30 protein-coding genes and 1 pseudogene are annotated in these 20,899 nt (G+C 70.9%); 8 read left to right on the top strand and 23 right to left on the bottom strand.

Annotation, left to right across the window (positions count from 1 at the left end; all coding sequences use genetic code 11):
• The 19 genes and pseudogenes from HYE82_RS18850 to HYE82_RS37290 all read right to left on the bottom strand — a co-directional run.
• Window positions 1–180, bottom strand: a pseudogene (locus tag HYE82_RS18850) (hypothetical protein); the annotation flags it as partial.
• Window positions 177–755, bottom strand: a complete 579-nt coding sequence (locus tag HYE82_RS18845) for an HNH endonuclease signature motif containing protein (RefSeq protein ID WP_179175265.1) — start codon at window positions 753–755, stop codon at window positions 177–179. The pseudogene HYE82_RS18850 and the gene HYE82_RS18845, both read right to left, overlap by 4 nt.
• Before the next feature lie 5 nt (window positions 756–760).
• Window positions 761–2,125 carry a replicative DNA helicase gene (locus HYE82_RS18840; protein ID WP_179175264.1) on the bottom strand — a complete coding sequence of 455 codons (1,365 nt, stop codon included), beginning with the start codon at window positions 2,123–2,125 and terminating at the stop codon, window positions 761–763.
• On the bottom strand, window positions 2,122–2,745 hold the full coding sequence (locus HYE82_RS18835) for a DnaA/Hda family protein (protein ID WP_179175263.1): 624 nt from the start codon (window positions 2,743–2,745) through the stop codon (window positions 2,122–2,124). The genes HYE82_RS18840 and HYE82_RS18835 overlap by 4 nt, the downstream gene beginning before the upstream one ends.
• On the bottom strand, window positions 2,726–3,562 hold the full coding sequence (locus tag HYE82_RS18830; protein WP_179175262.1) for a hypothetical protein: 837 nt from the start codon (window positions 3,560–3,562) through the stop codon (window positions 2,726–2,728). The genes HYE82_RS18835 and HYE82_RS18830 overlap by 20 nt, the downstream gene beginning before the upstream one ends.
• A gap of 40 nt (window positions 3,563–3,602) precedes the next feature.
• Entirely contained in the window at window positions 3,603–3,860 is a 258-nt protein-coding gene (locus HYE82_RS39320) for a WhiB family transcriptional regulator (RefSeq protein ID WP_179175261.1), read from the bottom strand.
• Window positions 3,857–4,696: a hypothetical protein gene (locus HYE82_RS39315; RefSeq protein ID WP_179175260.1), complete on the bottom strand. Its 840-nt coding sequence runs from the start codon at window positions 4,694–4,696 to the stop codon at window positions 3,857–3,859. Before HYE82_RS39315 ends, HYE82_RS39320 begins: the two co-directional genes overlap by 4 nt.
• Complete coding sequence (locus HYE82_RS18815; protein WP_179175259.1) at window positions 4,693–4,929, bottom strand: hypothetical protein; 237 nt, start codon at window positions 4,927–4,929, stop codon at window positions 4,693–4,695. Before HYE82_RS18815 ends, HYE82_RS39315 begins: the two co-directional genes overlap by 4 nt.
• A complete protein-coding gene (locus tag HYE82_RS18810; protein WP_179175258.1) occupies window positions 4,929–5,288 on the bottom strand; it encodes a hypothetical protein in 360 nt (119 codons plus the stop codon). Before HYE82_RS18810 ends, HYE82_RS18815 begins: the two co-directional genes overlap by 1 nt.
• A gap of 73 nt (window positions 5,289–5,361) precedes the next feature.
• Window positions 5,362–6,141, bottom strand: a complete 780-nt coding sequence (locus tag HYE82_RS18805) for an ATP-binding protein (protein ID WP_309144372.1) — start codon at window positions 6,139–6,141, stop codon at window positions 5,362–5,364.
• Between the two features lie 8 nt (window positions 6,142–6,149).
• A complete protein-coding gene (locus HYE82_RS18800) occupies window positions 6,150–6,968 on the bottom strand; it encodes a PD-(D/E)XK nuclease-like domain-containing protein (RefSeq protein WP_179175257.1) in 819 nt (272 codons plus the stop codon).
• A 103-nt stretch (window positions 6,969–7,071) separates the two neighbouring features.
• Window positions 7,072–7,308 carry a hypothetical protein gene (locus tag HYE82_RS18795; RefSeq protein WP_179175256.1) on the bottom strand — a complete coding sequence of 79 codons (237 nt, stop codon included), beginning with the start codon at window positions 7,306–7,308 and terminating at the stop codon, window positions 7,072–7,074.
• Window positions 7,309–7,565: 257 nt separating this feature from the next.
• Complete coding sequence (locus tag HYE82_RS18790) at window positions 7,566–8,225, bottom strand: hypothetical protein (protein WP_179175255.1); 660 nt, start codon at window positions 8,223–8,225, stop codon at window positions 7,566–7,568.
• Window positions 8,222–8,449: a hypothetical protein gene (locus tag HYE82_RS18785; protein WP_179175254.1), complete on the bottom strand. Its 228-nt coding sequence runs from the start codon at window positions 8,447–8,449 to the stop codon at window positions 8,222–8,224. The genes HYE82_RS18790 and HYE82_RS18785 overlap by 4 nt, the downstream gene beginning before the upstream one ends.
• A complete protein-coding gene (locus tag HYE82_RS18780; protein WP_179175253.1) occupies window positions 8,446–8,628 on the bottom strand; it encodes a hypothetical protein in 183 nt (60 codons plus the stop codon). The genes HYE82_RS18785 and HYE82_RS18780 overlap by 4 nt, the downstream gene beginning before the upstream one ends.
• A complete protein-coding gene (locus tag HYE82_RS18775) occupies window positions 8,625–8,915 on the bottom strand; it encodes a hypothetical protein (protein WP_179175252.1) in 291 nt (96 codons plus the stop codon). Before HYE82_RS18775 ends, HYE82_RS18780 begins: the two co-directional genes overlap by 4 nt.
• On the bottom strand, window positions 8,908–9,255 hold the full coding sequence (locus tag HYE82_RS18770) for a hypothetical protein (protein WP_179175251.1): 348 nt from the start codon (window positions 9,253–9,255) through the stop codon (window positions 8,908–8,910). The genes HYE82_RS18775 and HYE82_RS18770 overlap by 8 nt, the downstream gene beginning before the upstream one ends.
• The gene (locus HYE82_RS18765) at window positions 9,252–9,545 is read right to left on the bottom strand and encodes a hypothetical protein (protein WP_179175250.1); all 294 of its coding nucleotides are present in this window, start codon (window positions 9,543–9,545) and stop codon (window positions 9,252–9,254) included. Before HYE82_RS18765 ends, HYE82_RS18770 begins: the two co-directional genes overlap by 4 nt.
• A gap of 101 nt (window positions 9,546–9,646) precedes the next feature.
• A complete protein-coding gene (locus HYE82_RS37290) occupies window positions 9,647–9,910 on the bottom strand; it encodes an AlpA family transcriptional regulator (protein WP_218782790.1) in 264 nt (87 codons plus the stop codon).
• Between the two features lie 503 nt (window positions 9,911–10,413).
• On the opposite strand from HYE82_RS37290, the gene HYE82_RS18755 reads away from it, so the two are divergent.
• The 3 genes from HYE82_RS18755 (at window position 10,414) to HYE82_RS18745 (ending at window position 12,540) form a co-directional block, all read left to right on the top strand.
• A complete protein-coding gene (locus HYE82_RS18755) occupies window positions 10,414–10,902 on the top strand; it encodes a hypothetical protein (protein WP_179175249.1) in 489 nt (162 codons plus the stop codon).
• Window positions 10,903–11,036: 134 nt separating this feature from the next.
• The gene (locus HYE82_RS18750; protein WP_179175248.1) at window positions 11,037–11,324 is read left to right on the top strand and encodes a hypothetical protein; all 288 of its coding nucleotides are present in this window, start codon (window positions 11,037–11,039) and stop codon (window positions 11,322–11,324) included.
• Window positions 11,266–12,540 carry a site-specific integrase gene (locus HYE82_RS18745; protein WP_179175247.1) on the top strand — a complete coding sequence of 425 codons (1,275 nt, stop codon included), beginning with the start codon at window positions 11,266–11,268 and terminating at the stop codon, window positions 12,538–12,540. Before HYE82_RS18750 ends, HYE82_RS18745 begins: the two co-directional genes overlap by 59 nt.
• Before the next feature lie 72 nt (window positions 12,541–12,612).
• Here the strand turns inward: HYE82_RS18745 and HYE82_RS18740 are convergent, their stop codons facing one another.
• Window positions 12,613–13,065 (bottom strand): DUF4442 domain-containing protein, encoded by a 453-nt coding sequence (locus HYE82_RS18740; RefSeq protein ID WP_179175246.1) that lies wholly within the window; start codon window positions 13,063–13,065, stop codon window positions 12,613–12,615.
• Window positions 13,066–13,161: 96 nt separating this feature from the next.
• Here HYE82_RS18740 and HYE82_RS18735 point away from each other — a divergent pair, with 96 nt between their 5' ends.
• Window positions 13,162–14,187 carry a hypothetical protein gene (locus HYE82_RS18735; protein ID WP_179175245.1) on the top strand — a complete coding sequence of 342 codons (1,026 nt, stop codon included), beginning with the start codon at window positions 13,162–13,164 and terminating at the stop codon, window positions 14,185–14,187.
• Between the two features lie 108 nt (window positions 14,188–14,295).
• On the top strand, window positions 14,296–15,621 hold the full coding sequence (locus HYE82_RS18730; protein WP_179175244.1) for an MFS transporter: 1,326 nt from the start codon (window positions 14,296–14,298) through the stop codon (window positions 15,619–15,621).
• 36 nt (window positions 15,622–15,657) lie between these two features.
• Here the strand turns inward: HYE82_RS18730 and HYE82_RS18725 are convergent, their stop codons facing one another.
• The 3 genes from HYE82_RS18725 to tuf form a co-directional block, all read right to left on the bottom strand.
• Window positions 15,658–16,449, bottom strand: coding sequence for a spermidine synthase (locus tag HYE82_RS18725; RefSeq protein WP_179175266.1), 792 nt, complete (start codon window positions 16,447–16,449; stop codon window positions 15,658–15,660).
• 130 nt (window positions 16,450–16,579) lie between these two features.
• A complete protein-coding gene (locus HYE82_RS18720) occupies window positions 16,580–17,431 on the bottom strand; it encodes a patatin-like phospholipase family protein (RefSeq protein WP_179175243.1) in 852 nt (283 codons plus the stop codon).
• Window positions 17,432–17,512: 81 nt separating this feature from the next.
• Window positions 17,513–18,694 (bottom strand): elongation factor Tu, encoded by a 1,182-nt coding sequence (gene tuf / locus HYE82_RS18715; RefSeq protein ID WP_179175242.1) that lies wholly within the window; start codon window positions 18,692–18,694, stop codon window positions 17,513–17,515.
• 435 nt (window positions 18,695–19,129) lie between these two features.
• Here tuf and HYE82_RS18710 point away from each other — a divergent pair, with 435 nt between their 5' ends.
• From HYE82_RS18710 to HYE82_RS39310, 3 genes are all read left to right on the top strand, one after another.
• On the top strand, window positions 19,130–19,855 hold the full coding sequence (locus tag HYE82_RS18710) for a TVP38/TMEM64 family protein (RefSeq protein WP_179175241.1): 726 nt from the start codon (window positions 19,130–19,132) through the stop codon (window positions 19,853–19,855).
• A gap of 48 nt (window positions 19,856–19,903) precedes the next feature.
• The gene (locus tag HYE82_RS18705; RefSeq protein ID WP_179175240.1) at window positions 19,904–20,776 is read left to right on the top strand and encodes an undecaprenyl-diphosphate phosphatase; all 873 of its coding nucleotides are present in this window, start codon (window positions 19,904–19,906) and stop codon (window positions 20,774–20,776) included.
• A 22-nt stretch (window positions 20,777–20,798) separates the two neighbouring features.
• Window positions 20,799–20,899 (top strand): transposase (locus HYE82_RS39310; protein WP_369009814.1); only part of this gene is annotated, 101 nt, incomplete at its 3' end.

Below are 20,899 nucleotides of genomic sequence, written 5' to 3'. Positions count from 1 at the left end.
CGGGCGGTGGGTGCCGGTGGGCCAGGCGCCGGGGTGCGGGATGTGGACGTTGTCCGGCTCGGGCTCGGCGGTTCGCTGGCGGGGTGCCTTAGGTGTGATGCCGGCGGCCATGAGGAGCAGGGCGACGAGGTCGCCTTCCCCGCGGGCGACGGCGATGTCCTCGGGCGTCAGGTCGGTCACGACGCCGCCCTTCGTCGCCGCAGGGTCTGCCGGTTGCACGCGCGGCAGTAGCGGCGGCCGTCATAGACGTGTGTGTTGTGCTCGTCGTAGGGGTGTCCAGCGGGGCAGTGCGTCTTGGCGCCGTTGATGGCCCAGCTCTTGCCCCGCCGCGTGTTCTCCGCCCCAGAAACGGGCTCCAGGTGGTCCACGTTGACGCACCTTCGGTGTAGACAGGTGGGGCCGCCCATGCATGATTGGTCCCGGTTGTGGCAGGTGTGGTCGATGAAGAGGCCCTCCGGTATCGGCCCAATCACGAGCTCATAGATCGCCCGGTGCGCCAGCTTTTGCGTGCCGTCCACACTGATCAGGCCGTAACCCATCCTGGTGAGTGTTCCGGCGTACAGGAGGCAGCCATTCGGGCTGACCTCGGTGCGGGAGCGAAGACGCTCAAGTGGCGCTCCATGCGTCAGCAGCAGTTCGAAGGAGCCTTCGCGCCGCTGCCTCCTCCGCAGCCGCCCGTAGCAGGTCTGGCAACGGTCCCGGGCGTAGAAGTCCGGCGACGAGCATTCGACGCACCTGCGTTCCTGGGTGGCCATCGCCTTCACCCACTCGCCATGTCGACGAACCGAGCAAAGTGGCCCTGGAATGCGGCCGTGATCGTGCAGGTGGGGCCACCCCGGTGCTTGCCGACGATGAAGTCGGCCTCGCCGGCCCGCGGGGATTCCTTCTCGTAGGCGTCCGGCCGGTGGAGCAGGATCACGATGTCGGCGTCCTGCTCGATCGCACCGGACTCGCGGAGGTCGGAGACCTGCGGAACCTTCTCTTGTCGCTGTTCGGGCCCTCGGTTGAGCTGGGCCAGGACGACGACAGTGATCTGGAACTCCTTGGCGAGGAGCTTCAGCTGGCGGGACATCTCGGAGACGGCGACCTGCCGGGACTCCGCCTTGGGCGCCTGCATCAGCTGCAGGTAGTCGACGATCACGAGCCGGAGGCCGGCCGTGCGGACTAGGTGCCGAACGCGGGCCCGAAGCGTGGGCATGGACAGCATGGCCCCGTCGTTGATGTGCAGCGGAGCCGCGGAGATGTCCGGCGCGCGGCGGGCCATGCGCTGAACGTCATCGTCGGTCGCCATGCCCATCTTGATGTGGTGCAGGCCAACTCGGGCCTCGGCCGAGACGATGCAGCGGCCAAGATCCTTCTTGTCCATTTCGAGCGACTCGAACAGGGTCGGAACGTTGTGTCGGATGGCCGCGGCGCGGGCGAATCCGAGGCCGGCGGTGGTCTTACCCATGGCGGGTCGGGCGCCGATGACGACAAGCTGACCGGGCGACCAGCCGCCGCAGAGCAGGTTGTCGAGGTCGGTGAAGCCGGTGGAGATGCGGTCTTCGTTGGTGGGCGGGGTAACCGCTTCGGTGAAGACGTCGGCGAGGAGGCTGCCGACGAGGCAGGTCTCGTCCTGGGCACCGGTCCGGACGACACCGTCCAGCGCGGTCTGGATGGCGGCCACGTCCTCGTCGGCGTTGAACGTCGCGGAACGGGCGCGCGCTCCGGCGTCAGCCCCCACTGCGGCGAGGCGGGCCGCGACGGCCTTCTCGGTGATGCGGGCGGCGTACCAGTCGGCTGATCCGTGCTGGGCGTGGGCGTACAGCTCGGTCAGCTGGTGCTGGTTGAGCGGGACGGTGGGGATTCGGCCCTCGGCTCGCCAGGCCTGGAGTTGCCGGTCGACGGCGACGTAGCGGATCTCCCCGCTGGCGAAGCTGGCTCGAAGCTCCTCGACGGCGTACCAGACCCAGCGGAACTGGTCGCGGGTGAAGTCGGCCGGGTCGAAGCCCTGCATGGCGAGTTCGTCGACGATGTCGGGTCGGGCCATGGCGGTGGCGGCAAGGATTCGCTCGGCGTCAAAGTCGCCGTGGTCGACGCTTGGTCCGGCGCTCTCGAAGGGCTCGCCCCATGTGTCGTCGTTCATGAGGCGCCGCCCTGGCGGCGGTCGCTGCCGGCGAGATGGACGACTCCGCCGCGGAAGATTTCGGCGGCGCGGGAGGTGACGCGTTCGCCGACGATGTGGCTGATCTGGTTGGGCTTGACGTCGCTGGTGACGAGCACGGGCAGGCGATTCACGTACCGCTCGTCGAAGATTTCGTAGAGCCGTTCCTGCGTCCAGCCAGACGGCGAGACACGGGCCGCGGCCAGGTCGTCGATGTACAGCAGGTTGGCGGTCTGCAGGTCTCGCATGAGCTTCTTCGGGGTGCCGCCCTCACTGTCGGGACGCAGGGCGTCGAACAGGGCGGTGGACCGCCAGGTCTGCACGACGGGTGTGCCCCGGTAGTCACCGGCGAACTGGGCGGCGATCCAGCGGCGGGCGGCCCGCCAAGCGGTGTGGGTCTTGCCGACGCCCAGCGGCCCCCAGACGAACAAACTCGTGGGCGCCTGGTCTGCGCAGTCAGCCCAGGCAGCGACGTCCGCGGGGAGGGCGATCTCCTCGGCGTACAGGGCGGGGATGCGGCCGGTGAAGGCGGCGACGGCCTGGTCGCGGCGTTCGTTGCGCCAGGAGCCCATCGGGTTCTCGTCAAGCGAATCGGGAAGCATCTTCGATCTCCTCGTCGGTGAGGTTGCGTTCGGTGGTCTGGGGGCCCGACGGCCGGCGCTTGCCGGAGGCCTGGCGGCGCAAGGTCTCGTACTTCTCGCGGAGCTTCATCGGCGTGAGGATGTGCGCCTGCCAGAAGCTGTCGGCGTGGGCCCAGTCGATGGCGGCGAGCGCGTGCTCGACGGTGACCTCGTCGCGGTCGAGCATGAGCCGGGTCGTGTCCCGCCACTTGGCGGTGATGGTCGGCCTCTTGCTGCCGCTCTTTTCGAGTACGTCGGCGAGGTGCTTGCAGACTCGTTCGACATCGGCTCGGGGAGGGGCATCGGCCGGAGCCGAAGGCTTCGCGCCCCCTCTATTCCCTGATCCCTGATCCCTGCTCCCTGATCCCTGCTCAGGGCGGAGGGTCTCCGGAGAACTCTGGTAATCCTCCGGAGGGCTCTGGAGATCCTCCGGAACCGGGTATTTGGCCAGCTCAGCGGCTTCCTCCGGCCGCGGGAAGCGGTTCTTGCGTGGGTGGCTGACCTTCTGGTGCTCGGACCAGTTCGCGACTGCCACGAGAGGCCTTCCGGAGTCCTCGTAGAGGGCGATGAGGCGGGCCGCGTGAAGCCTCTGGAGATCCTCCCGAGTCCTCTGGAGGATGTCCGGAGCCTCTTCGAGGGGCCAGACCGCGGCCCGGATGAGGCGAGCGTCTGCCGGCCCGACGCCGTTGTCGTCGACGTAGGTCCACAAGCCGATGAACGTGAGGCGCGCGGACAGCGGCAGCTCGGCGATCGTCAGGGAGGTGAAGAACTCCGGCTTGATGGATCGGATGCGAGCCATGGGTGAGGCTTCTCTCTGGCGTGTGCGGTCGGGGTGGCGGCTAGGCCGCGGTGGTGCGGAGTGCTGCGCGTTCGGGGCCGGTGAGTCCGCCCCAGATGCCGTCGCGGCTGTACCGGTCGGCGCGGCCTTCGATCTCGAGGGCGAGGGCCAGGCAGTGCCGGCGGACCGGACAGGCGCAGCAGACCCGCTTGGCGGCCTCGACGGCCTGCTTGAACTCGGGGCCGCGGCCGGTCGGGTGGAAGAAGTCGACGCCGATCTCGCGGCAGGCCGCATCGTCCTCCCAGGGCTGGGGGGTCACGCCGCCTCCCTGAGCTGCTGCTGGCCGAGTACGCGGTCGATGTAGGTCTTGTCCTTGCCGAGGCGCTCGGCTGCCTGGGCGCGGGTGAGGCCGGCGACAGTGACGAGGAAGGCCGTTTCTTCTGCGAGGATCTCGGCCTTGGTGACCTTGTACTCGGGCGTGAAATGCGGGTCGTCGATCGCGTCCGGGAAGCGGTCCCAGTACTTGGGCGGCGCCCATCGGTTGGCTGCCGCCTGGGCGCGGGCCCGGTTGGCGTTGGTCTTGCTGACGCCGTATCGCAGGCTGCTGCCGCTCTTGAGCCCCTCGTAGGCCTCGGCTACGGCGATGGCAGTGCGGTTGAGCACGCGCTTTCGCTTGAGGATGTCGCCCATGTGGTGACGGTTGAGGCCGACGCGTGCTGCGAGCTGCTTTTGGGGCCAGCCGATGGCGGCCAGCGCCTGGATTCGACGCTGGGTACCAGTTGCGTCCACGAGGTGCGCCATCATCGGGTCGACCGGGATAGACAGGATCTTGTCGGCGACCTCGCGGCGGGTATTCCGCTTTCGGCAGCGGACATTGCCGGGCCCGGTGCTGGCGGCAAGGAAGCCGGTGATTGTGCGATTCGGGAGGCCGCTCAGGACCTGAATCCGGTGGAAGGACATCCCTGCAGCGCGCAGGCGAAGGATGTGCCGGCGGACAGGCTCGGCCTCCACGAACGGCTGCCAGGTCCCTGCTGCAATCGCGGCGTATCGGGCGTTGGAGTAGGCGCGGAGGGCTTCGCAGCAGTCCTGGCACTTGCAGCCGTGGTGCTTGCGGCGGTTGATGGTGCCGTGCGGCGGGAGCGGCTTCCTGGTCACTGGTCGTCCTCCTTGCTGCGCTGGTGGGGGATGCCGGCCGGGAACTCGGCGGCGATGATCTGGTCGAACGTGGCCCGTTCCTCGGCTATCTGGGCGTCGTCTTCCGTGCTGGCCGTGGAGTCGATCCAGGCGGCCCGGTAGGCCTGGGAGTCGCCGCTGCGGGACCAGGCGGTGACGGTGGCGACGATCAGGCCGCAGATCGAGAAGAAGACGAACCACTCCCAGGCGCCCATCAGGCGGCCCTCGCGGCGGCTCGCTTGGCGGCCATGCGGCGGGCCTTGTCGGTCAGCTGCCACACGGAGATCCGGTGCCCGTGGGTGCTGTCGAGCGTGGAGGGGACGACCCGGCCGGAGTGTTCGATCAGGCCGCCGCAGCGGAGGCTGTTGATCGCGGCGCCGAGAAAGCCGTGGCCCATCTCGGGGAGGAGGTCGCGGAGGTCGTTGGCGGAGAACTCGTTGTAGCGGGTGCCGATGTGGAGGACGGCCTGCTCGACGAGGAACTGGTCCCACGAGGACTGGGCGGCTATCTCCTCGAGGAGGAAGTCCTTCTTGGCGGCGGCGTGGCGTTCGGCGACGGTGAGGCGACGGGGCATGGCGGTGGTCCTCTCACGTGCGGTTCACTGGGGTGGGCCGGCCCGATGACCGCGGGCCGGCCCGATGGGGCTGCTACTCGGCGGTCTCAGGGGTGGCGTTCAGCCAGGCGAGGAGCGGGGCGGCGATGTCGCGGGCGCCGTTGGGGCGCTCGATCGTCTTGCGGTGGAGCTCGGGGCACCGGGACTTGAGGACTTCGAGCCGGTTGTCGATGTCCATCGCCACCGCGACGTCGAACTCGTACTCGATGCCCTTACGCTGTTCAGGCCGGGTACCGACGCGCTTCGGCTCCCTCTTTCCGCGTTCGTTCTCCTCGAGGACCCACTCGGTGTACGACCGCATCGAGGCGACGACGTGGCCGGGGTAGGCGAGGAGCGCGGCAACCATGTCGTTCTGGATGGGCGTGCCGTCCTTCCAGCCGGCGAACGCGTTGTTGCCGTACTTGCCCTTGGCCTTCTCGACCTGGTCGAGGGTGCCGTCGGTGCCGGTCCAGAAGTGGCTGAGGCTGTCGACGAAGACGGTCGGGTAGCCAGCCTGGCCGGCAGCCTCCAGGGCGCGGGCGAGGTCGCGGGGGTCGTAGCGGTCCATGGCGAGCGTGTCGAACTGGATTCCGCGGTGGCCCGCGTAGAGGCTGGCGGCGCCCTTCTCCGTGTCGATGACGGCAAATCGGCGGCCCTCGGAGAGTCCCTGGGCGATGCTCAGGCCGGTCCAGGTCTTGCCCGAGCCGGACATGCCCTGGATGGACAGTCGGGCCCTGCGGCCGGCCTTGCTGGCGGGGCGGAACGAGAACTGCCCAGTGGCGTCGTCGCGGCTTGTGGGCCGCGCGGTACGGACGGGCGGGGGAAGCTGGGACACGAGTGCTCCTAGGCGTACTGGCGCTCGATGTACGGCGGCAGCGAGAGGACGGTGGAGGTCTCGACGTAGGCGGGCCAGTGGCCGGTCTCGCGGCCGTACAGGTAGCTGGCGGCGGCGTCCTGGGTGAGGCGGTGGCCCACGTACCGGGCGACGGGGTCGAGCTCGGCGACGGTCACCAGGTAGGGCGGCTGCTTCTCCTGGTAGATGAACTTGAAGCTGGCCCCTTCGGGAAGCAGTCCGAGTTCGACGGCACCACGCCGGTAGATGTGCTCCTGGATGTGGTAGCCGAGCTCGTGGACGGCCTTGCCGAGGTAGTCCGGGTGCACGGACCGGGTGGTCTTGTAGTCGGCGATCAGGTCGGGGCGGAGCCAGTCGAAGCGGCTTCGCCACCAGATCGGGCCGTCGGGCCAGAAGATCGACTGTTCGGCGACACCCGAGCCCGGGGTGAGGATCTCCGAGGCCTCCGTGTGGGCGGCCAGCGCTTCGGCCATGTCGCAGATGCGCTGGTAGTCGGCCCGCTTGAGCGGGATCCCGCCGGCCTCCCTTATGGCTGCGACGCGCCCCTTGGTCTCCTGGGTGAGCCACTTGTCCTCGTCGACCACGACCAGCTCGGGGCCGTCGCCGAGGACCACGGTGTGGGCCGCGGTGCCGAACTCGAACTCGGGCTTGTGGGGTTGCGGGTGGTCGAGCAAGTACTTGAAGCGGGCCGGGCAGTCGGCGAGGACCTTGGCGCCGGAGGCGGAGAGACTGCCGCCGGGGACCGGATCGGAGTGGTAGAGATCGACAGGTATGTCGTACAGGCCGGGCTCGATCTCGGTGCCGGTCATCGCTTGCCGGCCTCGGCATCGAGGCAGTCCTCGCATACCGGCCCCTCTGGGCGACGGGCGAACGGGCCGTTCGCGTCGCCGCAGCGGGCGCACTCGACGCGGGTCACGCCGCCTCCCTGCCGACCGAGATCATCTGCAGCTTGGTGATGCCGTCCCGGTCGTGCTTGGCGACCTCGATGGCGGTGGCGAGCTCCGGGTAGAGGGTGGCCAGGCGGGCGAAGTTCGTGTGGTCGGCGGCCGCGATCGCGGCAATGAGGCTGGCCGTGAACGTGCCGGGCTCCGTGCCGCCGGCGCGGCCGAAGTGGTGCAGAACGTGGCGGGCGGTCGTCGGACTGATCATGACTGCTCCTGTTCCAGGGATGGGTCGGCCCCGCCCCGAAGGGGGAGGTGGGGCGGGGCCGTGGCCGGAGCAGTTGCTCGACGGCCAGTCGGTTGGTTTGGGTGCCGGGACCGGAGGCCGGTGTCATCCGCCGGCCCGGCGGGATCAGGCGGCCTTGCGGCCGGGGAGCGGCGCCAGCCAGAGCGGCCAGACGCGGATCGGGCGAGACGGGGTGGCGTTGGCCGGGCGGCTGCCTTCCCCGCGGGCTATCGGGCCGGTCACCGCGGGGCCGCCGGCTGGTCGTCGTCGAGGGTGGGCTCGGCCGCGAGGAGGTAGGCGATCTGCTCGTTCCGCTCGGCGAGCAGCTCGCGCAGGTCGACCTCCTCGCCCTTGTGCTTGGCGAGCTCGGCACGGAGCCGGTCCACCTCGGCCTCGGCGGCCTTCGCCCAGCCCTTCCAGCTGTCGCGGTTGCCGACTTCGCGGATGAGTCCTCCGCTGAGTCCAGCAGCTCGCCGTCGGGCGGACTGCCAGGCCAGGCGCATGCGCGCGCAGTCCTGCTCCTCTTCCCACCGGTCGAGGTTCGCGCCCCGGAGCTCGTTGGCCAGCCAGTCAACCGCGGCACTCAGACGGTCGACCTCGGCCAGCAGGGCAGGTACTGCATCGTGCGCGTCCGCGATGAACAGGGCAATCGGGCCCGCCCAGTCGGGCAGCTCAGCCAGGACCTGGCCGGACTCCTGGTGAAGCACCACGCAGTAGCCGGCCTCGTCCGCGGTGCTGTCGACGTACTGGCTGCGCCACTCGCCGTCGTACCAGGAGCCCGGGTGCGATTCAGCAATCTCGGCGAGGCGGTCCGGCGTCAGCGGCTCAGGCTGGCAGGTGCAGGGTGCGGTGTCACAGCAGGCGCCGGGCGCCAGCGGGGGTTCGCTGATCTCGGTCACGAGGTTCCTCCCTGGGCGTCGCGCTTCAGCAGTCCCTGACGGACCAGGCGGTCCATCCACTCGTCCGGCGTCTCGACGTAGCCCGCCCGCACGGTCTCGGCGTAGTCCGGGTCTACGGACCGCGGTACCAGACCCAGGCCTCGCAGCGGCGGGTCGGCGACGTTCGCAGCCGCGTCCGTGTCGCACAGCAGGGCCGACAGCACCTGCGTCTCACGCGGGCTCACGCCGCACGCTCCTCGATCCAGGCGAGCAGCATCTCCACCGTGGCCGTCAGACGGACCTGCGACTGGATCATGCCGATCTCGTCGCTCAACTCCGTCGCGTGCGCAGCGGCCAGAGCCTCGTGGGCCAGCGCCGTGATGCTCGCCGGCACCACCGGCAGCGGGAGGATGGGGGCGCTCACGACGTTCCTCCTCGGCGGGCGGTGACGCCCCTGCGCAGGTACGGGAACGGCTGGGTGTACGCGTCCACGTCGGCGTCGCACTTCAGGTGGGCGTACTCCGCCAGCAGCGCCTGCCGCACGAGCTCGTCGGCGGTCAGGTGCTCGCCGGCGGCGACCTGGGCGAGATGCTCGACGGCGGCGGCCTGGCGGGCCATCTCCTCCACCGACGGCACGTAACGGCCGGAGGCGGGCGGCGGCAGCTCGGCGAGGGCCGGCGACGCCGTGGTGATCGGGAGGGTGTCAGCCACGGGACTCACCCGCCTCACGCAGCCGGTCCACCAGCAGGGCCGCCGCCGTCTCGTCCGCCTGCATCAGCAGGTCGGCCACCTCGGCCAGCACTTGAGTGCGGATCTCGGCGGCCCGATCAGCACCGCCCTCGGTCAGGCGGCCGATCGCGGCCACAGCGTCCGTGACACCGGCCCGGTGGGCGATCAGCGCGTCGCTCGCGCCCGCCAGAACCCGGGACTCGGCGGCCTCGATCGCCTCGGCCAGCACCTCGGCACGGTAGGCGTCGAGCAGCGCGTTCGCCTTGCCCTCGGTGATGAAGGCGCCGGCCAGGCGGCGGAACAGGTTGTCGCGGGCGTTCATCGCGTGCCCCCCGCCTCGTAGCGGGCGAGCGTCCCGCGGTCCAACTCACGAGCCGACCAGTACGTGTAGAACAGCTCGTCCAACGCCGCGGCCTTCTCGGCCTCCGGCAGCTCCTCGAACGCCAGCCGGCCGATCTCCTCCACGTCGAAACCGTGCGGCCGCGTGGCCAGCAGCAGCTCCCCCGCCTCGTCGAACAGCGTCTGGAACGGGGTGATGACAGGAACCTCCGTCATCAGGAGGTCGAACTCGTCGGGGGTGTCGAACCCGGGATCGGGCATGATGTGGGACATCGGTCCTCTTCTCCTTGCATGTAGGCGTGCAGGTGAGGGGTGGATCGGGAGGCCTCGGCCGGCGGTGTGTGGTAGCCCGCAGGTCGGGGCCGTTTGCCGCTCTAGGCGGCGGAGGGCGCCATCGCCCGCTGTTCCTGCTCGGCAATCCAGGCGTCGATGACGGCGATGCGCGCAGCCACCCGCTTCCCGAGAGGGAAGGTCTGGGGGCCCTTGCCGACCATCCGCCACTTGCGGTAGGTGCTGGGGGTGACGCCGACCCGGGAGGCGATACCGGGAGAGACGGTTCCGTCCTCGGCCTCGTAGTCGTCGATGTAGACGATCCCCTCCGGCGGCTTCTGCCTCGCGAGTTTGCGGGGAGCGGTCACAGCTTCTTCCTTCCTGTCGGTCATTCGGTACTCGATTCGTTCGATTCCGGAGACGCCGGCGGCGCAAAAAGGACGAGCACTGCCACCCCGACCTCCCTCGCGATCGCGTGGGCCACCTCGGCGTCACAGCCACGGGTCCGGCCGCTGAGCAGGTGGCCGATGGTGGAGTGGTGCGCGAGGCCTGCCGCGTCAGCGAGGGAGCGGAGGGTGTGCGGCACGCCGCGCCCGGGGTGATCCATAACCCACTGGAGGATCTCCCGACTGCGAAGGGTGTAGCGCACTCTCACTGGCTCTCCATCGGAACAGTTCGGCTCTCGATGTGAACAGTGAAGCACAGGCGGAGCCGTCGCGTCTACAGATCCGAACGGCTGGATGTGAAGTTTCCGCAAAAGGGAACGGTGGCTAACATCAATCCGTAGACGATTCGTCTGCGAACGCCGATGGTTGTACGGCCTGGCCTGCAACTTCTGGAGCCAGAGCGAGCCATCAGGGAGACAGCCGGCATGAACGAGACCCGAGGAGAAAGCGGCATGGAGGCATCCGCCCCCGACCGAAACCGCGGCACAGCCTCCCCCGCCCCCATTCCCGAACGACTGGCGCAAGAGATGGACCGAGACGAGCTGAGCCGCATGGTGCGCGAGGTCAACGACGACGGTCGCGGCGTCTCCTACCAAGAGATGGCAGACCGGGCCGAGGCCGCAGGCACTCCCCTGTCGAAGCCCTATTTCCAGAAGATGGCCACAAACGCCGTCACCACAGCCCCCTCCCCTGAGCGCCTCAGGGCCATTGCAGCCGGCCTCCGCAAGCCCCTCCCTGTCGTCCAGCGCGCGGCGGCGGTGCAGTATCTGGACTATCAGGCCACCGAGCTTTCCGGCTACGACGATGACGTGCGCGTCATCGTGGCCCACCTCGCCGGCATGGGACCCGCCGAGAAGAAGCGGTGGCGAGCGATGATGGAAGCCGCCGAGCAGGTTGACCGCGACGCGGGGTGAGATTGCGGTTCCGATTGGTTGCTGATGTGGCTCCTGGTTAGACCGTTGTAGTGAGCGCGCAGCAACACTATGTTTTCGGGATCAACCATCCGCACCAGGGACACGCAAGTGACCCTCTGCGTGTAGGGGGCAGCATGCTGCGCGTCATCTTCGAGATCGCCCGCGACCTCACCGTCGACAGACCGATACGCGTGACTGAGGGCCGCGGCTGGGTTCGCTACGAGCTCTGCGAGATTCTCTTTCCGCCTGAAGCGGTCGCGGCCCTCAACTCGGCGACTGCCGAGGTGCTTGCAGGCGGGCAATGGTTCCAGCTCTGGAGGGGTGACATCATCTCGATGCACTCCCCTGAAACGGAGGGGCGTGATGGCGGGGTACATCGAGGACCGCTGGCTCACGAAGCGGCCGGACCCGGTAACCGGTAAGAAGCGCAAGACGGCCCTCTACGGCCAAGGAAAGCGCTACAAGGTCACCGGCATCCCAGGAGTCCGATCCCGCAGTTTCGATCAGCTGGGCGGCCCGAACGGCGCGAACGCGTGGAAGGCCAAGGCCCAGGCGGACTCCATGCGAGGCGAGTTCATCGACCCTCGCGATGGCAACATCACACTTCGCGAGTACTTCACCAGCCACTACTGGCCCACCAAGACAGGTGACCCAGGCACGCTCCGCACCGTCGAGACTCGCGTGCGGGTACGGATCCTCCCCCACCTGGGAGACCATCGGCTGAACGCCATCCGGGTACCGCAGCTGCGGGCGCTGCTGGCGGAACTCGACGGCTCGTACAGCCCGAGCACTATCATCGAGACCTGGGGAACCCTCTCTTCCATCCTGCAGGCCGCCGTGGACGACGAGCGCATTGCGAAGAACCCGTGCCTGGCCAAAAGCGTCGGGCCGCCTTCGAAGCCTGAGCGTAAGGCCCGCGCATGGAGCCGCGAGCGCGTCAAGGCCGTCCGGGAGGGGCTCGATGAGCGCTTCAGGGTGATGCTGGACCTCGGGGTGGGCGCAGGGCTACGGCAGGGCGAAGTCCTTGGGCTGTCAGTCGACGACATCGACGAGGTCGCCGAGGTGATCCACGTCCGCCGGCAAGTGAGGGTCGTCCACAACAGGCTGGTCTTCTCGCCGCCGAAGGGTGGCAAGACGCGCGCTGTGCCCCTGCCCTCGAATCTGGCGGCGCGCATCACAGCTCACCGCAAGGCCTACCCCCCGATCACAGTGGCGCTGCCGTGGGTGAACCCGGACGCGCCAGGCACTGCAAAGCAGGCAGAGGAGCGTGCACCACAGACGCACGACTTGCTTGTCTCAGGCCCAAGGGGGAAGGGCGCTCTCCGTCGGTCGGTGTTCAACGAAGGCCCCTGGAAGCGGGCTCTCCTGGTGGCTGGAGTCATTCCGCCGCCGCCTCCTCGCGAGAAGGGCCAGCGGTCGAACACCAAGTACGCTTCGGCGCCCGAGGACGGGTTCCACGCCCTGCGACACACCTTCGCCTCGGTGCAGCTTCATGAGCGCGAGTCGGTTGTGTCGGTTGCGAAGTGGCTTGGCCACTCGGACCCGTCGATCACGCTGAAGATCTACGCCCACATGATGCCGGAGGCGGACGGGCGTGGGCGTAAGGCCATGGATGCATGGCTGGAGGGCCTTTCCTGAGGATTCTCCCTGGGATCTCCCTGGACCCCCAATTGAGGGGCCAGGGAGGGGCATCCACAGCAGGTCACAGACCTAGGCGTTGGGGCGCAGGGTCCACACGACGGTCATCTCGCCGGTCACGGCCTCGTCGTCGCGCTGGATGGCGATGGTTACCGGGAACTCGGGGCGGCCGCCCGCGTCGAGCTCGGCGACGACCTCGGCGGCGGGGCGGCCGAGGGTGGCGGTGGCCGTCACGACGCCCTTGGCGAGCTTCTTGTAGGCGATCTCGGCCTTCACGGCGAGCGGCACGGCGCGCGAGAGCTGGTCGCCGAAGGCGGCCAGGACGATGGCGCCGCTGGCGGACTCGGCGAGGGTGAACATGGCGCCGGCGTGCGGACCGCCCACGTGGTTGTGGTAGTCGGGCTGGTCCGGCAGGCGGACGACCGCGCGCTCCGGGGTGGTCTCCAGGAACTGGAGGTTCAGGGTCCGGGCCATCGGCACGGTCGCGGCGAGCAGTTCGCCCACATTCATCTGGTCTGCGCTCATGGGACGCGATGTTACCCGCGAGTAGATGCGCTTGGCCAGACCTGACCGGGGGGCGGCCGTGGCTCCTGTCGGCCACTCCCACTATCGTTACCGGCCATGTGGCCAGGACAGCAGCAGCCGCCCGGGGGACAGCAGAACCCTCAGGACGCGCAACACAATCCGTACCAGCAGCAGCCGGGGCAGCCGGGACAGCCGAACCCGTACCAGCAGCAGCCCGGTTACGGGTACCCGCAGGCGGGCTACCAGGCGCCGGCCCAGCCGTGGACCCAGCCCCAGCAGGCCGTTCCGGCACCGCCGAGCGGCGGCGGCGGTGGCGGCGGGCTCTCCACCAAGACGATCGCCATCGTCGCAGCGTCCGCGGTCGTCGTCGCGGCCGCCGCGACCGGCGCGTTCGTCCTGACCCGGGACGACGGCACGAACGACGTGGCCGACAACAATCCCCCGGCCTCGTCCGCCGCGCCGCAGTCGCCCGCGGCGTCCTCGCCGAGCGACAACCCCCGCGCCGGCGGCGACATCCAGCCCGTGATCCCGGGCTGGAAGGTCGTCGTCAACCCGAAGTACGGCACCGCCTTCGACATCCCGCCGGAGTGGAACGTCTCCAGCCCCGGCGTCATCGCCAGCTTCACGGACGAGGTGAAGAACGACGGCAAGCCGCTCATCAGCTTCTCCGCGCCGGCCTTCCTCAAGGAGGACTGGTGCACGATCGACTCCGACAAGGACGGCCGCGAGGAGAAGACCGAGCTGGCCGGCAGCGGCACCAAGGGCGGCCAGGGCGCCAAGGACACCGCCGAGGCCGTGAAGAACGAGGCCGGCAACTGGGCGTTCGCCGCCTTCGCGCAGAAGGCCCCGAAGGGTACGGTCAAGGTCTCCGAGCCGAAGGAGTACACCACTTCCTCCGGCCTCAAGGGCCACGTGGCGACCGCCACCGCGCTCGGCGTGCCCAAGGAGAACAAGTGCTCGCGCGACGGCAAGTCCATCGCGTTCAGCTTCAAGACCGCCAACGGCGACTTCTCCAGCTGGATCCTGTTCAGCGCCGTCGGCGTCCCGGGGGAGGTCCCGCAGGACACCATGGACAAGGTGCTCAGCTCGGTGCGCCTGCACGGCACCGGCACCACCGGCTGATCCGGAGGCACGCTTCCGCACCTCCGCACCTCCGCACCCCGCACGCCCGCACGCCCCGGTCCGGTAATCGGTTTGGATTACCGGACCGGGGCGTGGATAGTCCGAGGGATGAGTCCTCCCCCCACCTCGCCGTCCCGCATGCCCGCCAGCGGCCGGCCCGCCTGGGCCGGCCGCAACTACACGCTGCTGACGGCCGCTGCCGTCATCACCAACCTCGGCAGCCACGGAGCGCTCATCGCCTCGGCGTTCGCGGTCCTGGAGGACGGCGGCTCCGCCGGCGACGTCGGGCTCGTGGCGGCGGCCCGCACCCTCCCCCTCGTCCTCTTCCTCCTGATCGGCGGCGCGGTCGCCGACCGGCTGCCGCGCCACCGCGTGATGGTCGCGGCCAACGCCCTCAACTGCGTCTCGCAGGCGGTGTTCGCCGTCCTCGTCCTCACCGGGGACCCGCAGCTGTGGCAGATGATGCTGCTCACCGCGCTCTGCGGCACGGGCACGGCCTTCTTCAACCCGGCCGCCGAGGGCATGCTGTTCGCCACCGTCTCCGCCGAGCACGCGAACCGCGCCTTCGCCCTCTTCCGGATGGCCGTCAACGGCGCCGGAATCGGCGGGGCCGCCCTCGGCGGAGCGCTGATCGCCGCTTTCGGCGCAGGCTGGGTGCTGGCCGTGGACGCAGCCGCGTTCGCCCTGGCCGGAGTGCTGCGCGCCGCCCTGGACGTGAGCCGGGTCGCGGAGCGGGGGCCCGGTGGCGGCCTGCTGGCCGATCTGCGCGAGGGCTGGGTGGAGTTCCGGACCCGGCCCTGGCTGTGGGGGATCGTGCTCCAGTTCTCCGTGGTCGTCGCCGTCGTCGGGGCCGCGGACGCCGTGTACGGGCCGCTCGTGGCCCGCGACCGGCTGGGCGGGCCCGCTCCCTGGGGCCTGGCCCTGTCCCTCTTCGGTGTCGGCACCATCGCCGGCGCCGTGCTGATGATGGTGTGGAAACCGCGCCGGCTGCTGCTGGTGGGCACCCTGTGCGTGTTCCCGCTGGCGCTGCCGTCGGCGGGCCTGGCCGTACCGCTGCCCGTGTGGGCGCTGTGCGCGGTCATGTTCCTGAGCGGCACGGCCATCGAGGTGTTCGGCGTGAACTGGATGACGGCCCTGCACCAGGAGATACCGGAGGAGAAGTTCTCCCGGGTCTCGGCCTACGACTGGTTCGGCTCGGTGTCGCTGCTGCCGCTGGCCACTGCCGTGGCCGGGCCCGTGGAGTCGGCCTTCGGCCGCGCCACCGCGCTGTGGGGCTGCGCCACGCTGGTCGTGGTGGTCACGGCCGCGGTCCTCACCGTCCCGGACGTCCGCCGGCTCACCCGCAGGCCCGGCCCCTCGAAGGCCGGCCCGGCCGGAGCCCCGGCGGCCGAGCAGGATTCCGCCCCGGCAGCCGGCGTCCGCGCCGCGGACTGACCGCACCCCGCAACGGCCGCCCTCGCGCGGGCAGGCTCAGCCGATGCCGAACGCCCCGCCGGGCGGTTCCGGGGAGCCGGCGGCGTCCGCGTCGGCCACCGGCGCGGCCCCCCGGACGAAGCGGTCCAGCTCGGGTCCTGCCACCACCCGGGCGGGGAAGGCGTCCGCGGCGCACCGCCGGGCCACGGCGTCCAGCGGAAGCTCCCGGTCCGCGGCGAGCAGCACGGCGTTGCCGAACCGGCGCCCGCGCAGCACGCCCGGCTCCGCGACGAGCGCAACCTGCCCGAACACCGTGCGGAAGCCGGCCAGCTGGCTCCGCAGGAAGTCGAACGGCGCCCCGTCGGCCAGGTTCGCCGCGTACACCCCGCCCGGCCGCAGGACCCGCGCCGCCGCCCGCGCGTACTCCAGGGAGGTCAGCTGGGCCGGCACCCGCGAGCCGCCGAACACGTCGGCCACGACCACGTCCGCGGCCGCCGGGTCCGCACCTTCCAGCCAGGCCCGCGCGTCGGCGGCGTGCACCGTGATCCCGGACCCGGCCGGCAGCGGCAGGTGCTCCTCGACCAGGGCCACGAGCTCCGCGTCGAACTCCACGACGGTCTGCCGGGAGCCCGGCCGGGTCGCCGCCGCGTACCGGGGCAGGGTGAGCGCGCCGCCGCCGAGGTGCAGCAGGTCCAGGGCGGTGCCGGGCTCCGCGGCGCAGTCCAGGACGTGCGCGAGGCGGCGCGCGTACTCGAACTCCAGGTGCTCCGGATCGTCGAGGTCCACGTAGGACTGCGGGGCGCCGTCGACGGTCAGCAGCCAGGCCCGGTCCCGGTCCACGTCCGGCATCAGCTTGGCGGTGCCCTGGTCCACGGCCCGGATCACCGGGATCTGTTCCTCGTTCACCGCACCATTGTCCGCCTGCCGAGCCGGGCGCCGTACGCGGGCCGGCGCGCGGGCCGGAGGCGTCCGTACGCCGTCAGGGCGCCCAGACCTCCGCCGCCTCGGCGGCGTGCTGCGCGGCCTGGGCGAGTCCGGCGCGCGCCGCCGGGGCCCGCCGTGCCGGGTCCAGGACGTTGCGGCCGATGGCCTTGCGCGCCTCGGCGGACGGCGTGATCAGCAGCACCCGGGCGCCCGCCTCCCGCAGCCGCGCCGCCTGTGCGGCGGGCGCGGGGACGTGCCCGGAACCGAGGGTCATGGGCGCGAGGATGACCACCCGGTCGCAGCCGGCGGCCAGGTCCGCGTTGGCCGCGGAGCGGATCCCGCCGTCGATGTAGCGGCGCTCCCCCACCGTCACCGGCGGCCACACCCCGGGCACCGCGCAGCTCGCCGCGACGGCGTCGACCAGCCCGGCGCCGCTCTCCCGGTCGAAGGCCGCGAGCTCGCCGCTCAGCGCGTCGACCGCGGTGACCAGGAGCCGGCGCCCGGCGGGCCATACGTGGGAGACCAGCCGGGTCGCTATCACCCGGCGCCGCTCGGCCTCCTCGCCGGCGTCGGCGGCCAGGGCCATCGCCCCGACGCGCCTGCGGTACTCCTCCCCGTCGCGCGAGCGGAGCATGGCCAGCGCGTACCGGGCGACGAGCCCGCTCCCGAACCGGGCCACGGCCTCGCTCGTGGGGTCGACGAGCTGGCGCTCGTACAGTTCGCGCGGGGTGAGCAGGCCCGAGGTCAGCTGGGCGCCGACGAGCGAGCCCGCGGAAGTGCCGACGACGAGGCCGGCGCCGAAGAGGTCGACGCCCGCCTGCGCGAGCCCGTACAGGATCCCGGACTCCCAGCCGATTCCGGTGAGCCCTCCGCCGCCGAGCACCAGTGCCGTCCCGCCGCCGCCCATGCCGCCCGCGCCTCCTCGTGTCGTGCCCCGTGGTGACGGCAGTCTGGCGTACCGGGACCGCCGCCACCACGCCGGGGGGCCTCAGCCGAGGACGGCCGTCACCGTCCCCGCTCCGACCGTGCGCCCTCCCTCGCGGATCGCGAAGCCGAGCCCCGCCTCCAAGGGCACGTCCCGTCCGAGCTCGACGGTCATCGTGACCGTCTGCCCGGGCCGGGCCACGGCGGCCGTACCCAGGTCCACGTCCCCCACCACGTCGGCGGTGCGGATGTAGAACTGCGGCCGGTACCCGGTCGACAGCGGGGTGGTGCGCCCGCCCTCCCGCGCGGAGAGCACGTACACCTGCGCCGTGAAGCGCCGCCTCGGCTCCACGCTGCCGGGCGCGGCGACCACCTGCCCGCGGCGCACCCCGTCGCGCGGCACCCCGCGCAGCAGCAGCGCCACGTTGTCCCCGGCCTCGGCGGACTCCATCGGCTTGCCGAAGGTCTCCAGGCCGGTCACGACGGTCTCCACCGGCTCGCCGTCGCCGCCGAGGACGCTGACGCGGTCGCCCGGGCGCACGCGCCCGCGCTCGACGGATCCGGTGACGACGGTCCCGCGCCCGGTGATGGTCAGCACGTTCTCCACCGGCAGCAGGAACGGCGCGTCCGTGTACCGCACCGGCATCGGGACGTACGTGTCCACCGCGTCCAGCAGTGCCTCGATCGCCCCGGTCCACCGCGGGTCGCCCTCCAGGGCCCCGAGCCCGGAGACCCGTACGACCGGCACGCCGTCCCCGCCGTAGCCGTGGGCGGTGAGCAGTTCGCGGACCTCCAGCTCGACCAGGTCGGTCAGCTCGGGGTCCCCGGCGTCGGCCTTGTTCAGGGCGACGACGATGTGGTCGACGCCGACCTGCCGGGCGAGGAGCACGTGCTCGGCGGTCTGCGGCATGACACCGTCGAGTGCGGAGACGACGAGGATCGCCCCGTCGAGCTGGGCGGCGCCGGTGACCATGTTCTTGACGTAGTCGGCGTGCCCGGGCATGTCGACGTGGGCGTAGTGCCGGGTGTCGGTCTCGTACTCGACGTGCGCGAGGTTGATGGTGATGCCGCGCCGGGCCTCCTCCGGGGCCCGGTCGATGCGGTCGAACGGCACGAAGGAGGCGCCGCCGCGCGAGGCGAGGACCTTGGTGATGGCGGCGGTGAGGGTGGTCTTGCCGTGGTCGACGTGACCCATGGTGCCGATGTTGAGGTGCGGCTTGGTGCGTACGAAGGCCGTCTTGGCCATGATGTCCCTTCCCGTGTACATCGCACTGCTACGACCGGCCGAAGCCGGAACGGGACCCCTGAGGCCACGCCGACCCTCCCCCTGCGGGGTCCGCGGGACTGTCCGGGAAGGGTCAGCGTCGGACGCCGTCGAACGCGGCGAAGGCGAGTGCTTCGAAGAGCGGGACGGCAGCCTTCGGCGCGTCCGCTGCTGCGGACGGCGCTGCGGGGAAGGCGTGCCGGGACATGCGGCCGATGGTGCCGGACCGGCGGCGTCGCCGTCGAACGAATTTCCTGCGGATGAACTTTCGCTGAATTCCGATGCGGCGCCTGCTTCGTGTGGCAGGGCTGCCCGGGCCGGGGGGTGCCGTGCGGGGCCCGCCGCGGACGCCGGTCGTTCCTCCACAAGAGGCCTGGATTACGGCGGGGCGCCGCATACGTCGGATAGTCTCCCCGGATGTCCCTCCTCCTGGCGCCGTGGACCCGGCTGTCGCTGCTCGCCGTGCTGCTCCTCACGTCCGGCGTGTGCGTGCTGCTGTTCGAGCCGCAGCGCATCCTGTCGGACGGATGGCCCCCCGGGCTGCCGGTGGGGGTGGCGGCGCTGCTGTTCGCAGGCGCGTACGGTCTGGGCACGGCGGCCCTCGTGCCGCGGCCGCTGCTGAACCTGGCCGCGGGCGCCGCGTTCGGCATCCCGTTCGGCCTGGCCGCCGCGGTCGCCGGCTCCGTCCTGGGCGCCGGGATCTCCTTCGGCCTGGGCCGGGCCATGGGCCGGGACGCGCTGCGCCCGCTGCTGCGCGGGCGCTGGCTGCTGGCGGCCGACGACCAGCTGGCCCGGCACGGCTTCCGCTCGATACTGGCGGTGCGCATCTTCCCCGGGCTGCCGTTCGCGGCCGCCAACTACTGTGCCGCGGTGTCCCGCTGCGGCTGGCTCCCGTTCCTGGCCGCCACCGGCATCGGTGTCGTGCCGAACACCGCGGCGTACGTCGTCGCCGGGGCCAGCGCCTCGACGCCGGGATCGCCCGCCTTCCTCGTCTCGTTCGGCTTCATCGCCGCATCCCTGGTGGCGGCCGCCGTCGTCGGATGGCGCAAGCGGCACCGGCTCGCCCGTCCGGCGCGATCCGCGGCCCCGGAGGCTCTGCAGGCGCGCGCCCCTGTGGTCGGAGCAGCCTCCCACGGGCCCTAGCATCGGAGCCGAACTGCCCGACGATCACAAGGACGAACGCATCCCGACATGAGCTGGTTCGAATCCCTAATCCTCGGTCTCGTCCAAGGGCTTACGGAGTTCCTCCCGATCTCCTCCAGCGCCCATCTCCGGCTGACCGCGGCATTCGCCGGCTGGGAGGACCCGGGCGCGGCCTTCACGGCGATCACCCAGATCGGCACCGAGGCCGCCGTGCTGATCTACTTCCGCAAGGACATCGCGAAGATCGTCTCCACCTGGTTCCGCTCGCTGTACACGAAGTCGCTGCGTGCCGAGCAAGACGCCAAGATGGGCTGGCTGGTGATCGTCGGCTCGGTCCCGATCGGCGTGCTGGGCCTGCTGTTCAAGGACCAGATCGAGGGCCCCTTCCGCGACCTGCGGCTCACCGCCACCACCCTGATCGTCATGGGCGTCGTCCTCGGCGTCGCCGACCGGCTGGCGGCCCGGGACGAGGAGGGCGGCCGGCACCGCGCCGTGCGCGAGCGCAAGACGCTGCGGGAGCTGGGCGTCAGGGACGGCCTGATCTTCGGCGTGTGCCAGGCGATGGCGCTGGTCCCGGGTGTCTCCCGGTCCGGTGCGACGATCTCCGGCGGTCTGCTGATGGGCTTCACCCGCGAGGCGGCCGCCCGCTACTCCTTCCTCCTCGCCATCCCGGCCGTCCTGGCCTCCGGCGGGCTGGAGCTGAAGCACATCGGCGAGGGTCCCGTCTCCTGGGGCCAGACGATCTTCGCGACGGTCATCGCCTTCGCCGTCGGCTACGCCGTCATCGCCTGGTTCATGAAGTTCATCACCACCAAGAGCTTCATGCCCTTCGTGATCTACCGGATCCTGCTCGGCATCCTGCTCTTCGCCCTCGTCAGCATGGGCGTGCTGAGCCCGCACGCCGCCGAGTCGGCGGGCTAAGGCCTGTCTGATAATTGATCTTGTGGCAGGTCGAGGCGAGTTGACGGATGCGGCGTGGGAGCGGATAGAGCCCTTGCTGCCGCGCATGGACGGGCGTGGGCGTCCGTGGCGTGATCACCGGCA

The sequence above is a fragment of the Streptomyces sp. BR123 genome (assembly GCF_013401435.1).
Classification (GTDB): domain Bacteria; phylum Actinomycetota; class Actinomycetes; order Streptomycetales; family Streptomycetaceae; genus Streptomyces.
Note: the sequence above shows the minus strand (reverse complement) of the source record. Positions and strands in the feature narration are given on the sequence as shown.